The sequence below is a fragment of the Streptomyces lasalocidi genome, assembly GCF_005280215.1.
Classification (GTDB): Bacteria; Actinomycetota; Actinomycetes; order Streptomycetales; family Streptomycetaceae; genus Streptomyces; species Streptomyces longwoodensis.
This window is the reverse complement of sequence record NZ_SZNQ01000001.1, coordinates 5669614-5682759: the sequence shown is the minus strand read 5'-3', so window position 1 is coordinate 5682759 and position 13146 is coordinate 5669614. Positions and strand designations below refer to the sequence as shown.

Below are 13146 nucleotides of genomic sequence, written 5' to 3'. Positions count from 1 at the left end.
GGGTTCCCCGTGCGCGCCGCCGCCCGTCGCGATCACGGCGGCGGCGCGCCATGCCCTCCCCCTACGTCACCCACCCGGAAGCGCGGGAGATCGTGTTCGACTTTCTTGAAGGTTACGACGTCCTCGGGGCGTTCTGGATGACGGTGAAGCTCACCGCCCTCTCCGCCGTGGGCTCGCTGATCTGGGGCACCCTGCTGGCCGCGATGCGGGTCAGCCCGGTCCCGCTGATGCGCGGGTTCGGCACGGCCTACGTCAACATCGTCCGCAACATCCCGCTGACGGTGATCATCCTGTTCTCCTCACTCGGCCTGGCCGACATCTTCGGCGTCACCCTGGGCACCGACGACTTCAAGTCCCAGGGCTTCCGGCTCGCGGTCCTCGGCTTCGTCGCCTACACCGCGGCGTTCGTGTGCGAGGCACTGCGTTCCGGCATCAACACGGTCCCCGTCGGCCAGGCGGAGGCGGCCCGCGCCATCGGGCTCGGCTTCAGCCAGACCCTCCGGCTCATCGTGCTACCGCAGGCCTTCCGCTCGGTGATCGGGCCGCTGGCCAATGTGCTGATCGCCCTGACCAAGAACACCACCGTGGCCGCCGCCATCGGCGTCGCCGAGGCCGCCGCCCTGATGAAGACCATGATCGAGAACGAGGCCCAGACCCTGCTCATCGGCGCCGTCTTCGCCTTCGGGTTCGTGGTCCTGACCCTGCCGACCGGCCTGATCCTGGGCTGGCTCAGCAAGCGACTGGCGGTGAAGCGATGAGTTCGGTCCTCTACGACACCCCGGGCCCCCGCGCCAAGCGGCGCAACGTGGTCCTGTCCGTCGTCTTCTTCGTCCTGCTCGCCCTCCTCCTGTGGTGGATCTACCGGACGATGGACGACAAGAACCAGCTGACGTCCGCCCTGTGGAAGCCGTTCACCGAGTCCGAGGCGTGGACCACGTATCTCCTGCCCGGTCTGGTCAACACCCTCAAGGCGGCGGCCCTGGCCATGGTGATCGGCCTGCCCCTGGGCGCGGTCTTCGGCATCGCCCGGCTGTCCGACCACCGCTGGGTGCGGGCCGTGTCCGGCACGGTGGTGGAGTTCTTCCGGGCGATCCCGGTCCTGCTGCTGATGCTGTTCGCGAACGAGTTCTACTCCCGTTCCACGAACGTGGGCAGCGCGGACCGGCCGCTGTACGCGGTCGTCACCGGCCTCGTGCTCTACAACGCCGCGGTCCTCGCGGAGGTCGTCCGGGCCGGCATCCTCTCGCTCCCCAAGGGGCAGACGGAGGCCGCGTACGCGATCGGTCTGCGCAAGGGCCAGACGATGTCCAGCATCCTGCTGCCGCAGGCCGTGACCGCGATGCTGCCGGCCATCGTGAGCCAGCTCGTGGTCATCGTGAAGGACACCGCGCTCGGCGGTGTGATGATCGGCTTCACCGAGCTGCTGAACGCGCGCGGCACGCTCGCGGCCAACTACGCCAATGTGATCCCGAGCTTCATCGTGGTCGCCGCGATGTACATCGTCCTGAACTTCATCCTCACCAGCTTCGCGAGCTGGCTGGAGCGCTACCTGCGGCGCAGCAAGCGCAGCACCGGCGCGGTGCTCGGCGCGGAGGACATGGAGGAGCTCAACCCGGCGGCGGTCGGCGGGACGTTCGGCACCGGTGCGGGCGGAAGTATCTGACGTCCGATCAAGTGACCAGGCGGGACCCGGAGGCAGTGGTGCGTGCGCCACTGCCTCCGTCGCTTGACGCAAACAGCGCCAATGGGTTGCATACGTTGTGTGATCGTGCACCCTGCTCCAACCCCTGGTCCAGTTGATTCGTCGAGGGCATCGTCACGGGCGGGGGGCGCGGCACCGTGGACCCGGTGATCATCGTCGGAGCCGGGCCCGTGGGCCTCACGCTCGCCCTGGCACTGGCCCGTCAGGACGTCCCCTCGGTCGTCCTCGACGAGGGTCCGGGCAAGGACGAACCCCGGCTCGCCCGCACCGTCGTCCTCGGCGCGGACACCGCCGCGCTGATGGAGCGGCTGACCGGCGTGCCCCTCGACGCGATCGGCGAACGTTGGGCCGGATGGCGGTCGATGCGGCGCAAGCAGGTGATGCGCGAGATCACGTTCGCCGACACCGCCCACGACACCTCGGACGACACCGGTCCCGCCCCCGTGCACGTCGCCCAGCACGTCCTGACCGGCGCGCTGCGCGCGGCGCTCGCGCAGGAACGACTCGTCAAGGTCGCCGTCGACAACCGCCTGGACGCCGTCGAACAGGAGCCGTCCGGCGTCACCGCCCACACCCGCGGCCCCAGCGGCACCTGGTGGCGCGGCAGTTACCTGGTCGGCTGCGACGGCCCCCGCTCGACGGTCCGCAAGCTCCAGGACATCCGCTTCCCCGGCCGTACGGCGGTCGAGCGACACGCCGTGGCCGCGCTGCGCGGGGAACTTCCCTGGGACGGCCACGCGTTGCTCCACCGGATGCCGCCGTGGCGGACGTCCGGACCGTCGGCCGGGGAGGTCACCGCCCGCCCCCTCCCGGACGGCGTCTGGCGCCTGGACTGGCTGCTCCCGCCCGGCAAGGACCTCGTCACGCCCGACCTGCTCGTCGCCCGCGTGCGCGAGACCCTCGCCGGCTGGCACGGCGGTTCGACCCCGGCGTACGAGCTGCTCGACACCGGTGTGCACACGGTGCACCACCGCCTGGCCCGGCGCTGGCGCGCCGGGCGGGTGTTCCTCGCCGGGGACGCCGCGCACCTGCTCGGCGCGTTCGGCACCCAGGGGCTGGCGGAGGGCCTGCGGGACGCCGACAACCTCGCCTGGAAGCTGGCCGCCGCCTGGCACCACGGGGGTCACGAGGCGCTGCTCGACAGCTACCAGACCGAGCGCCGCGCCGCCGTCGCCGCCCGGCTGCGCGCCGCCGACCAGGTGCTGCCGCTGCTGCGCGGCGGCGGGGGCATCAGGGCGTACATCCCCGGTGCCGCCCGGGGCCACGAAGCACTGCTGACCGACGGCCACCTCGGCCGCGGCCCGCTCGGCGATCCCGGTACGTACGCCGACTCGCCCCTGGCGCCCGGGCCGCTGGAGGGCGAGGTCCCGGTGGACACCGCGCCGGGCGCGCCCGTGGTGGACGTGCGGGTGACGGCCGAGGACGGCTCGTTCGTCCAGCTGCGCGACCGGCTGGGCCGCGGCGCGCTGCTCGTCGTGCTCATCGCGCCGGGCACGGGCGTCTGGGAGCGCAAGCACTGGATGAGCGCGGGGCTGATGCCGCGGCTGGCCGCCGCGGTGACCGCGTTGCCGCACCCGACCGAGCTGCTGGTCGCCGAGAGCTACCCGGGCGCGGCCGCCCACACCGTGCTGCTGGTCCGCCCTGACGGCCACCTGGTCACCGCGCTGAGCGGCGTCCGCCCCGCCGACCTGTACGCCGCGGCGGAGGCCGCCGTCGGCGGTACCGCGGAACGGGCCGAGACGGAGGCGAGAGCGGCGGAGGCGAGGGCGGCGGAGGCGAGGGCGGGGTCGGCGGCGGGGTGAGGTTCGGTCGGTCGGTGAGCTGAGGCGGGGCCGGTCCGGTGAGGCGGTGCCGGGGGCTCCGTCGGGGTTCTCGACCGCCGACCGGGTCCGCCGACCCGGGTCCGCCGACCCCCGCCCGGTGGCCCCCGGTCGCACGCACGGTCACCGTACGGTCCGCATAGTGACAGTGAGTTGACCGGTCCGCACCGGCATGGTGTACTCCGGATCGTGACCGACACCTGCGTGCGCCTGTGGCGGAGGGTCCACATGGACCTCGTCCGCTACGCGGGCTGCGTGTGTCGCCCGTCCTGCTGACTTCGCACACCCCCTTTTCCGCCGGCCCGGCGCTCCGCGCCGCCGTGCGCTCCCGCGAACGCTCTTCAGGACGGTGCACGTGTCTGTCGTTCCCCCTGCCTCTCTGCCCTCCCCGCCCTCCTCGGCCCTGCCCTCCGCCGCCCCGCCCGCCGCGGCGCCGACGCAGGCCGAACTCCTCGACTTCGTCCGGCGGACGGCCGCCGACGCCGAGCTGATCTCCTCGCTCCCCCTCGACCCGGAGGGCCGCACCTGGGTGCGCCTCGAAGGGCCCGGCGGCAGCGAGGCCTGGCTGATCGGCTGGCCGCCCGGCAGCGGCACCGGCTGGCACGACCACGCCGACTCGGTCGGCGCCTTCCTCACCGCACAGGGCGAGCTGACGGAGAACTCGCTCGCCGCGCGGCTGCCCACCGACGGCTGGAAGACCCTGGAACTCACCGAGGGCGTCGACCGCTCCCGTCGGCTGTCCGCCGGCCGCGGCCGCGCCTTCGGACACCACCACGTGCACGAGGTGCTCAACGAGTCCACCGAGCACCACGCGATCTCCGTGCACGCCTACTACCCGCCCCTGCCGCAGATCCGGCGCTACAGCCGCACCGGCGCGGTGCTCCGGCTGGAGCAGGTCGAGCGCCCGGAGGACTGGCAGTGAGCATCCGTCGAAACGGCACGCAGGAAACCGCACCGCGCACCGGGCCGGACACCGCCGCGCCCGTGGGCGTGGACGAACTGCTGGAACAGGTGCGCGCCCGCTACGAGCGCGTCGAGGCACCCGATGCCTACGCGGCCGCCCGGGCCGGCGAGGCCCTGCTGGTCGACATCCGGTACGCCGCCCTGCGCGAGCGGGACGGGCTCGTCCCCGGCGCGCTGGTCATCGAGCGCAACGAACTGGAGTGGCGCCTCGACCCCCGGGGCAGCCACCGGGTCCCCGAGGCCACCGGCCACGACCTGCGGATCGTCGTGCTGTGCAACGAGGGGTACGCCTCCAGCCTCGCCGTCGCGTCCCTCCACCAGCTGGGCCTGCACCGCGCGACCGACCTGGTCGGCGGCTTCCAGGCGTGGCGGGCGGCGGGGCTCCCGGTGAGCGAGGAGCCGACGGCGGATCGGTAGACGCCCCTCGGGGCAGGAGGGCGAGGAGGTGCGCCTCGGGCAGTACGGCAAGGGAGCGAGGGAGTGTCCCTCGGGCAGTGCTCACGTCGCAACGCGCCCTGCGCCCTCAGTACTGCCCGTCGGCGCCCTCATCGCCGTCGAGGAAGTCCGCGTCCTCGCCCTCTTCCTCCAGGGCCCGGCGGACCACCCGCAGGGCCATGCCCTCGGGGTAGCCCTTGCGGGCCAGCATGCCGGCCAGGCGGCGCAGCCGTTTGTCGCGGTCCAGGCCGCGGGTGGAGCGCAGCTTGCGGGCGACCAGCTCCCGCGCCGTCGCCTCCTCCTGCTCGGAGTCGAGCTGGGAGACGGCCTCGTCGATCAGCGCCGAGTCGACGCCCTTGGTGCGCAGCTCCCGCGCGAGGGCCCGCCGGGCCAGGCCCCGGCCGTGGTGCCGGGACTCCACCCAGGCGTCCGCGAAGGCGCCGTCGTCGATCAGCCCGACCTCCTCGAACCGCGAGAGCACCTCCTCGGCCACCTCGTCCGGGATCTCCCGCTTGTGCAGCGCGTCCGCGAGTTGCTTCCGCGTGCGCGGGGTCCCGGTGAGCAGGCGCAGGCAGATCGCCCGAGCCCGCTCAGCCGGGTCCCCTGAAGACTCCCCCTGCTCGGCCCTCGACGAGGAGGAGGAGCCTTCGTCCGCACCGGGCGGCTGCGCGGAACGGCGTCCGCGACGGCCGCCCCGCCCGCGCGGCCCGCCGTCACGCGTGCCGTCCGGGGAAGCGTCGGGAGGGGTGAGCTCGTCGACCCAGTCCGTTCGTCGTGTCACGGGTCGGTCAGCTCTTGGCAGCGGCGGCCTTGGTCTTGGCCGTCTTGGCGGCGGCCGGGGCGGCCGGGGCCTTGCCTGCCTCGTCCGCGGGCGCGCCGGGCGCGGTGACCGCGGCGTCGGCAGCCGCCTCGGGGGTGGGCTCCGCCGGACGCACACCGACGCCCAGCTTCTCCTTGATCTTCCTCTCGATCTCGTTGGCGAGGTCGGGGTTGTCCTTGAGGAAGTTGCGGGCGTTCTCCTTGCCCTGGCCGAGCTGGTCGCCCTCGTACGTGTACCAGGCGCCGGCCTTGCGGACGAAGCCGTGCTCCACGCCCATGTCGATCAGGCCGCCCTCGCGGCTGATGCCGTGGCCGTAGAGGATGTCGAACTCGGCCTGCTTGAAGGGCGGGGCCACCTTGTTCTTGACGACCTTGCAGCGGGTGCGGTTGCCGACCGCCTCCGTGCCGTCCTTCAGGGTCTCGATGCGGCGGATGTCGATGCGCACCGAGGCGTAGAACTTCAGCGCGCGGCCACCGGTCGTGGTCTCGGGCGAGCCGAACATCACGCCGATCTTCTCGCGGAGCTGGTTGATGAAGATCGCCGTGGTCTTGGACTGGTTCAGCGCGCTGGTGATCTTCCGCAGCGCCTGGCTCATCAGCCGGGCCTGCAGACCGACGTGGCTGTCGCCCATCTCGCCCTCGATCTCCGCGCGCGGCACGAGCGCGGCGACGGAGTCGATGACGATGAGGTCGAGCGCGCCGGAGCGGACCAGCATGTCCACGATCTCCAGCGCCTGCTCGCCGTTGTCCGGCTGGGAGAGGATCAGGTTGTCGATGTCGACGCCGAGCTTGCGCGCGTACTCGGGGTCGAGGGCGTGCTCCGCGTCCACGAAGGCGACCTGACCGCCGGCCTTCTGCGCGTTGGCCACGGCGTGCAGGGTCAGCGTGGTCTTGCCGGAGGACTCGGGTCCGTAGATCTCCACGACGCGGCCGCGCGGCAGCCCGCCGACGCCGAGGGCCACGTCGAGGGCGGTCGAGCCGGTCGGGATGACCTCGATGGGCTCGTTCGTCCGGTCGCCCATGCGCATGACCGCGCCCTTGCCGAATTGCCGTTCAATCTGTGCGAGTGCGGCATCCAGGGCCTTCTCGCGGTCGGTTCCTGCCATGGGTTCCACCCGATTTGCTTGAGTCGATCGCTTCACGTCAAAGACGCTAACGCCTGCCACTGACAATGCGCCCCGACGCCGGTCCGGCCTGTGGATAACTCGGGTGCATCCCGCCCCCAATCGGGACGAACCACCACTCCCCGACCGGGCCGGAGCCTCTATAAGAATAGATGTTCGATTTTCGTGTCAAGCGCACCACGCGGCACAGGAGTCCCCGTCCGCGAGAGGTACGAACCCCCGCTGCTCCCCCCGGCGTACGCCCACTGTCTCCAGCCGGACGACGACGGGGCGCGGCCGTACCGCGAAGCTCGGTCCATGGCCGACACGCACCCTCCGACCCCGCGCCTCCACCCCACCACCGCCACCGCCACCGGCAGTGCCCCGGCTCCCGCCCGGTTCCCGGTCCGCCGCATCGACGCCCTGTGCCTGACGGTCGGGCTGGTGCTGGTCGGCTCCGGCCTGGCGCACCTGCTCGTGTTCGCCGTCGACGGCGGTCCCTGGACCGGCCCCGTGTCCTGGCGCAAGCCGGTCACCTTCGGCCTCTCCTTCGGGGTGACGCTCGTCGCGACCGCCTGGGTCACGTCGTACCTGCGCGTCGGGCCGCGACTGCGCGCCGCGCTGCTCGGCATGTTCGCCGCCGACTGCGTCGTGGAGGTCGGCGGCATCACCCTCCAGGCGTGGCGCGGGGTGCCCTCGCACCTCGACATGGAGACGCCCTTCGACACCGCGGTGTCCCTGACCCTCGCGGTGGGCGGTGCGGTCCTGGTGGCGCTCCTCGGCGTGTTCGCGGTCGCCTCGTTCCGGCACCGGCCCACGGGTCCCGCGGGCATGCCCCTCGCGGTGCGGTCGGGGTTCGCGGTGCTGCTCGTGGGCCTGGCCTCCGGCGCGGTGATGATCGCGCGCGGGGTGGTGCTCACCCGCACCGGTCACCAGGAGGCGGCGTACCAACCGGCCCACGGGTCCCGCGGGCATGCCCCTCGCGGTGCGGTCGGGGTTCGCGGTGCTGCTCGTGGGCCTGGCCTCCGGCGCGGTGATGATCGCGCGCGGGGTGGTGCTCACCCGCACCGGTCACCAGGAGGCGGCGTACCACTCGACAGCGCCGCTCAAGCCCCTGCACGCGGTGAGCCTGCACGCCGTCCTGGTGTTGCCCGCGCTGGCCCTGCTGCTGTCCCGGACGTCGTGGAACGAACGGACTCGGTGGCGTGCCGTGGCGCTGGCGACCGGCTGCTACGGGGTGGCCGTGGTCGGCGCGGCGGCGTGGGCGGCGCTCACGTGGTGACGGCCCGGATGCCGGTCCCCGGGGCCTGCTCGGTCCGCGAGGCCTGGTCGGTCGCCTGAGCTCGGTCGGTCCCCTGAGGTGGGTGGGTCCCCTGAGCCGGGTCGCTCCCAGGAGCCCGGCCGGTCAGTGAGCGGCAGCGCCTCAGCCCGATCCCCGGTCCGGCCCCGAGCCGCTGCCCGTTCCGGTATCCGTATCCGTGCCTGTGTCCCTGCCCGTGCCCGTATCCGTGCCCGGGTCCGCAGGCGCGTTCCGGTCCGTGTCCGGCCCGTGCACCGCGTCCCTCCCCGCCGGCGGTGCGGCCGGCGCCCCCGTCCGCCGCCTCGTCCAGAGGTGTCGTGCGCGCGTGGCGGCGCCCGGTCCCGACCCGCGAGTCCGGTGGCCCTGCACACGAGGCTCGTCGGCGACGGCGTACCGCTTCACGTACGCCCCGAGGAACGCCTGGAGCGTGGCGACCGCCGGGATGGCGATCAGCGCGCCGACCGCGCCGAGCAGCGCGGTGCCCGCGACGACGGAGCCGAAGGCGACGGCGGGGTGGATGTCCACCGTCTTGGCCGTCAGCTTGGGCTGGAGCATGTAGTTCTCGAACTGCTGGTAGACCACGACGAAGATCAGCACCCACAGCGCGTACCAGGGGTTGACCGTGAAGGCGATCAGCATGGGCAGCGCGCCCGCGAGGTAGGTGCCGATGGTCGGGATGAACTGGGAGACCACGCCCACCCACACACCGAGCACGGGCGCGTAGGGGATGCCGAGGGCCTGGAACAGTATGTAGTGCGCGACCCCGGAGACCAGCGCCATCAGTCCGCGCGAGTACAGGTACCCGCCGGTCTTGTCGACGGCGATCTCCCAGGCGCGCAGCACCTCGGCCTGCCGGGCCGGCGGCAGTACGGAGCACAGGGCGCGCCGCAGCCGCGGGCCGTCGGCGGCGAAGTAGAAGGCGAACAGCGCGATCGTCAGCAGCTGGAAGAGCCCGCCGAGGACCTGGGTCGAGACGTCCAGCACGCCCGCCGCACTGTTCTGCGCGTACTTCTTGAGCCACTGCGAGTGCAGCAGCCCTTCCTGGATGTCGACGCGCCTGAGGTGGGTGTGGAACGTGTCGTTGACCCAGCTGATGACCGAGTCGAGGTAGTCCGGGAAGCCCTCGACCAGCTTGATGATCTGCCCGGCGAGCATCGACCCGAGCAGGGTGAAGAACCCGGCGAGGACGATGAACAGGCCGAAGAAGACGATGAAGGTGGCGAGCCCCCTGCGCATGCCGTAGGAGGCCATCCGGCTGACCGCGGGTTCGACCGCGAGCGCCAGGAAGAACGCGATGAGGATGTTGATCAGCAGACCGAGGACCTGGTGGAAGGCCCAGGTGCCGAGCTGGAACAACGCGATGAGGGCGAGCGCGAGGACCATCGCGCGCGGGAGCCAGCGGGGCATGCGCGCGCCCGGCGCGGCGGCGCCGTCGGCCGGTCCGGCCGGGGGCGTCTCCCCGGGCGCGGAGGGGTGCCGGGCGATCTGCCCGGAGTCGTCAGTGGGTGCCACGGACCAAGTCTCGCCCACGCCACCGACAATCGAGCGCCCCCCTGCGATCTTCGTTACCGATCAGCGCCTCTCCAGGGGCACGTTCATCACGTCGCAGACCACGCGCCACACGTCCTTCGCGTCCCAGCCGGCCGCGAGCGCCTCCTGCACCGTGCGTCCGCCCAGCTCCGCCATCACGTGGTCGCGCGCGAAGGTCTCGGCGTACCCCGCACCGAAGTGCTCCGCCATCCGCTCCCAGAAAACCGTCAACCGCATGATCCCAGTATCCCGCCCGCGGGGGTGGCCCCGGTCGGTGCGGCCTGCGGACACCGCTTTCCGCCCTACGGTCTGACCCATGGCCGACACCGGAGCACCCCCACTCCCCCCGACGCCCCCGGCGCAGTCCCCGCTCTTCCGCGCCGAGCACTTCGTCTGGCTCACCGCACGCGTGCTGGAACAGCGCCTCTTCAGCCACCGCTTCCTGAACGGCGCCGCCGACCCCGTCGAGACCGCACTGGAGGCCTACCGCAACGAGGACGGCGGCTACGGCCACGCGCTGGAGCCCGACCTGCGCGGCCCCGTCAGCCAGCCCCTGCACACCGCCCACGCCCTGCGCGTGCTGGACGCCATCGGCCGCTGCGGCGGACAGCGCGCGGAGCGCGTGTGCCGGTACCTGACGTCCGTCTCCACGGCCGACGGCGCCCTGCCGGCGATCCATCCGAGCCAGCGCGGCTACCCGGCGGCGCCGTTCGTGCCGGTCGTCGACGACCCGCCGGGCAAACTTCTCGCCACCGGGCCGGTGGTGGGCGTGCTGCACCGCAACGAGGTGTGGCACGCCTGGCTGTTCCGGGCGACCGACTTCTGCTGGCGGGCGGTGGAGTCGCTGGGCACGTCCCACCCGTACGAGGTGGAGGCCGCCGTGGCCTTCCTCGACACCGCGCCCGACCGCCCCCGCGCGCAGGCGGCCGCCGAGCGGCTGGGCCGTCTGGTGCGCGAGCAGCGGCTCGCCGCGCTCGATCCGGACGACCTGGAGGCGTACCCGGTCGCGCCGGGCTACGCCCCCGCCGAGCACCACTTCCCGCACGACTTCGCGCGGACCCCGCACTCGCTCGCGCGCGCGTGGTTCAGCGACGGCGAGATGGCCCGCTCCCTGGACCACCTCGCCGCCGAGCAGCAGGAGGACGGCGGCTGGCCGATCCGCTGGCGCACCTGGGCCGCCGCGCCCGCCCTGGAGTCCCGCGCGCTGGTCACCATCGAGGCGCTGAGCACGCTCAGGGCGTACGGGAGGCGGATCGGCTGACGGGAGCACTCCGCCACTCCCGCCCGTCGCCCCCGGCGCCGCGCGTGTGCCGCCACCCCCGGCCGTCGCCCCTGACGCCACGCGCGCCACCACCGCCGACCGTCGCGCCCCGCACGCGTACATCCCTCCGCTCAGCCTCCCAGCGCCCGCACCCCCGCCGTCACCACCACGGCTGCCGCGACGACGAGCAGGAACGGCGCCCGCAGCACCAGGGCCACGGCGGCCGCGGCGAGCCCGGCGGCACGGGCGTCCAGGACCAGCGTGTGGCCGTCGGCGAAGGTCTGCTGGGCCGTGAGGGCGGCCAGGAGTGCGACGGGCAGCAGGGCGGCGAGCCTGCGGACGAGCGGCCGTTCCAGGACTCCGGCGGGCACCAGGAGCCCGGCCAGCTTGACGACGTAGCAGCCGAGCGCGGTCGCGCCGATGGCGATCCAGGTGTTCACCGCTGGTCCCCGTCCTCGTCGTCGTGTGCCTCCGCTACCGCCGCCTGGGACCCCTGAGTACCCGGCCGGTCCACGGCGCCGCCCGAGGGCCGGCGCTCCCGTGCCGCACCCTCCCCGCCCCGGCGCATGCCCTGGGCCCACAGCACCGCCGGTGCCGCCAGGGCCGCGACCAGCACGGGCACGCCCGCCGGGAGGACGGGCAGCAGACCGAGGCCGAGCAGGACGGCGCAGCCGGCCACCGTCCGCTCGGTGCCGGACTTCAGCATGGGCGCGAGCAGCGCCAGGAAGACCGCCGGGCCCGCCGCGTCGAGTCCCCACGCGTCCGTGTCGCCGATGGCCTCCGCGCCCAAGGCGCCCAGCAGCGTCGTGAGGTTCCACAGCACGTAGAGGCTGAGCCCGGTCACGGCGAAGCCGAGCCGCACGCCCCGCCGGTCGGTCTGCGCCAGCGCCACGGCCGTCGTCTCGTCGATGACCCACTGTGCGGCGAACGGGCGCAGCACGCGCGGGAGGGCCAGCAGCTGGGACAGGCGCAGCCCGTAGAACGCGTTGCGCACGCCCAGGAAGAAGGCGCCTGCGGCCGCCGTGAGTGGGTTGCCGCCCGCCGCGAGCGCCCCCACGAGGGCGAACTGGGAGGCGCCGGTGAACACCAGCAGGCTCAGCGCGCAGGTCTGCCACACCGAGAGTCCGCTGCCCGCCGAGGTCACCCCGAAGGCGAACCCCGACAGTCCCACCGCGATCCCCACCCCCAGGGCGTCCCGTACGACGGCCCGGTCCGGCCGTCGCGCGCCGTCGGGTCCTGTCACGTCCGTGTCCGCGAGTGCTGTTCGTTCTCCCACGCGTCCGACGGTAGGAGCAGCCGCGCCGCGGTGTCTTGTACGTTCTTGCGCCCGCCGCCGTCCCGGTCCTCCGGCTCGCCCCGGCCCGAGCGCTCCCGCCGGTAGGCGCCCGGCGGTACGCCCACGATCCGGGTGAAGTGGCGGTTGAGGTGGGGCTGGTCGGTGAAGCCGACGGCCACGGCCGCCTCGGCCGGGGCGGTGCCGGCGTCCAGCATCCGCCGGGCCCGCCGCACCCGCGCGTCCGTGAGCCACGCGTGTGGGGGCATGCCGTAGGCGTCCCGGAAGGCGCGCAGCAGGGCGAACGGGCTGGTGCCCAGGTCGGCGGCCAGCTGCTCGAGGGTCGGCGGCCCGGCCAGCCGCTCCTCCAGCACGGCCCGCGCGCGTGCCGCGAGGCGGGCACCGGCGGTGCGCACCGGCCGGGCCGGCAGGGAGCCGCCGTTCAGCCGGAGCAGGCGGGTCACGGCCACCCTCAGCAGCGTGTCGGCGGCCAGCGCATTGCCCTCGTCGGCGGCCCTCAGCACCTTGTGCACGAGCGCGCCCGCGTAGGGGTCGTCGAGCACCGGGCTGACGAACGCGGGCGTGCCCCGCAGCGTCGTCGTCTCGGCCGCTATCGCCGCGACCACCTCGGGCGACGGGTACACCGCCCCGTACCGCCACCCCTCGGGCACCCCGGCCCGCCCGGTGTGCGGGGTGTCCGGGTTGACCAGCGCGAGGGCTCCGGGCCCTGCGTACTGCTCCGCGCCGCCGTGGTGGAAGACCTCGACGCCGTCGGCGATGGCGGCGATCACGAACTCCTCGTGGGTGTGCCGCGCGAACGCCTTGCGGACGTACCGCGCGCGCAGCAGGTCGACACCGGGCAGCTCCTCGTACTGCCAGTGCCGCGCCCGCTCGCCCGAACCTGCCATGCCCCCATTCTCCGTCCCGCCGTCCGGCGTCC

14 protein-coding genes and 1 pseudogene are annotated in these 13146 nt (G+C 73.5%); 8 read left to right on the top strand and 7 right to left on the bottom strand.

Features of this window, described 5'->3' with window-relative positions; all coding sequences use genetic code 11:
* Window positions 1-92: 92 nt before the first annotated feature.
* The 6 genes from E4U91_RS25670 to E4U91_RS25650 all read left to right on the top strand — a co-directional run bounded on the left by E4U91_RS25670 (window position 93) and on the right by E4U91_RS25650 (window position 4902).
* Entirely contained in the window at window positions 93-758 is a 666-nt protein-coding gene (locus tag E4U91_RS25670; protein WP_137310997.1) for an amino acid ABC transporter permease, read from the top strand.
* Window positions 755-1663 carry an amino acid ABC transporter permease gene (locus E4U91_RS25665; RefSeq protein ID WP_137309008.1) on the top strand — a complete coding sequence of 303 codons (909 nt, stop codon included), beginning with the start codon at window positions 755-757 and terminating at the stop codon, window positions 1661-1663. The genes E4U91_RS25670 and E4U91_RS25665 overlap by 4 nt, the downstream gene beginning before the upstream one ends.
* Before the next feature lie 176 nt (window positions 1664-1839).
* Window positions 1840-3504 (top strand): FAD-dependent monooxygenase, encoded by a 1665-nt coding sequence (locus tag E4U91_RS25660; protein WP_137309007.1) that lies wholly within the window; start codon window positions 1840-1842, stop codon window positions 3502-3504.
* A gap of 207 nt (window positions 3505-3711) precedes the next feature.
* Entirely contained in the window at window positions 3712-3798 is an 87-nt protein-coding gene (locus tag E4U91_RS39930) for a putative leader peptide (protein WP_313960178.1), read from the top strand.
* A 79-nt stretch (window positions 3799-3877) separates the two neighbouring features.
* Window positions 3878-4444, top strand: a complete 567-nt coding sequence (locus E4U91_RS25655) for a cupin domain-containing protein (RefSeq protein ID WP_371555140.1) — start codon at window positions 3878-3880, stop codon at window positions 4442-4444.
* A 2-nt stretch (window positions 4445-4446) separates the two neighbouring features.
* On the top strand, window positions 4447-4902 hold the full coding sequence (locus tag E4U91_RS25650) for a rhodanese-like domain-containing protein (RefSeq protein WP_137310995.1): 456 nt from the start codon (window positions 4447-4449) through the stop codon (window positions 4900-4902).
* Between the two features lie 106 nt (window positions 4903-5008).
* On the opposite strand, the gene recX is transcribed toward E4U91_RS25650, so the two are convergent.
* On the bottom strand, window positions 5009-5701 hold the full coding sequence (gene recX, locus E4U91_RS25645; RefSeq protein WP_241678683.1) for a recombination regulator RecX: 693 nt from the start codon (window positions 5699-5701) through the stop codon (window positions 5009-5011).
* A gap of 7 nt (window positions 5702-5708) precedes the next feature.
* Complete coding sequence (gene recA / locus E4U91_RS25640; protein ID WP_137309006.1) at window positions 5709-6845, bottom strand: recombinase RecA; 1137 nt, start codon at window positions 6843-6845, stop codon at window positions 5709-5711.
* A gap of 315 nt (window positions 6846-7160) precedes the next feature.
* Here recA and E4U91_RS25635 point away from each other — a divergent pair.
* A pseudogene (locus tag E4U91_RS25635) lies at window positions 7161-7820 on the top strand (hypothetical protein); the annotation flags it as partial.
* A gap of 445 nt (window positions 7821-8265) precedes the next feature.
* Here the strand turns inward: E4U91_RS25635 and E4U91_RS25630 are convergent.
* On the bottom strand, window positions 8266-9549 hold the full coding sequence (locus E4U91_RS25630) for an AI-2E family transporter (protein ID WP_277755369.1): 1284 nt from the start codon (window positions 9547-9549) through the stop codon (window positions 8266-8268).
* A gap of 165 nt (window positions 9550-9714) precedes the next feature.
* A complete protein-coding gene (locus E4U91_RS25625) occupies window positions 9715-9909 on the bottom strand; it encodes a DUF3046 domain-containing protein (RefSeq protein ID WP_137309004.1) in 195 nt (64 codons plus the stop codon).
* A gap of 79 nt (window positions 9910-9988) precedes the next feature.
* On the opposite strand from E4U91_RS25625, the gene E4U91_RS25620 reads away from it, so the two are divergent.
* The gene (locus tag E4U91_RS25620; RefSeq protein WP_137309003.1) at window positions 9989-10933 is read left to right on the top strand and encodes a hypothetical protein; all 945 of its coding nucleotides are present in this window, start codon (window positions 9989-9991) and stop codon (window positions 10931-10933) included.
* A 131-nt stretch (window positions 10934-11064) separates the two neighbouring features.
* Here the strand turns inward: E4U91_RS25620 and E4U91_RS25615 are convergent, their stop codons facing one another.
* Genes E4U91_RS25615 through E4U91_RS25605 form a run of 3 tightly spaced genes read right to left on the bottom strand, consistent with a single transcriptional unit; the run spans window position 11065 to window position 13114 of the window.
* Window positions 11065-11373 carry an AzlD domain-containing protein gene (locus E4U91_RS25615; RefSeq protein WP_137309002.1) on the bottom strand — a complete coding sequence of 103 codons (309 nt, stop codon included), beginning with the start codon at window positions 11371-11373 and terminating at the stop codon, window positions 11065-11067.
* Window positions 11370-12209, bottom strand: a complete 840-nt coding sequence (locus E4U91_RS25610) for an AzlC family ABC transporter permease (RefSeq protein WP_241678682.1) — start codon at window positions 12207-12209, stop codon at window positions 11370-11372. Before E4U91_RS25610 ends, E4U91_RS25615 begins: the two co-directional genes overlap by 4 nt.
* Window positions 12173-13114, bottom strand: a complete 942-nt coding sequence (locus tag E4U91_RS25605) for an AraC family transcriptional regulator (protein WP_137309001.1) — start codon at window positions 13112-13114, stop codon at window positions 12173-12175. Before E4U91_RS25605 ends, E4U91_RS25610 begins: the two co-directional genes overlap by 37 nt.
* Window positions 13115-13146 lie beyond the last annotated feature (32 nt).

Excerpts from the sequence above, each read along its gene's own strand:
- recA (WP_137309006.1), bottom strand. The coding sequence starts at position 6,845 with ATGGCAGGAACCGACCGCGAGAAGGCCCTGGATGCCGCACTCGCACAG.
- E4U91_RS25665 (WP_137309008.1), top strand. The coding sequence starts at position 755 with ATGAGTTCGGTCCTCTACGACACCCCGGGCCCCCGCGCCAAGCGGCGC.
- E4U91_RS25620 (WP_137309003.1), top strand. The coding sequence starts at position 9,989 with ATGGCCGACACCGGAGCACCCCCACTCCCCCCGACGCCCCCGGCGCAG.
- E4U91_RS25605 (WP_137309001.1), bottom strand. The coding sequence starts at position 13,114 with ATGGCAGGTTCGGGCGAGCGGGCGCGGCACTGGCAGTACGAGGAGCTG.
- E4U91_RS25625 (WP_137309004.1), bottom strand. The coding sequence starts at position 9,909 with ATGCGGTTGACGGTTTTCTGGGAGCGGATGGCGGAGCACTTCGGTGCG.
- E4U91_RS25630 (WP_277755369.1), bottom strand. The coding sequence starts at position 9,549 with ATGCCCCGCTGGCTCCCGCGCGCGATGGTCCTCGCGCTCGCCCTCATC.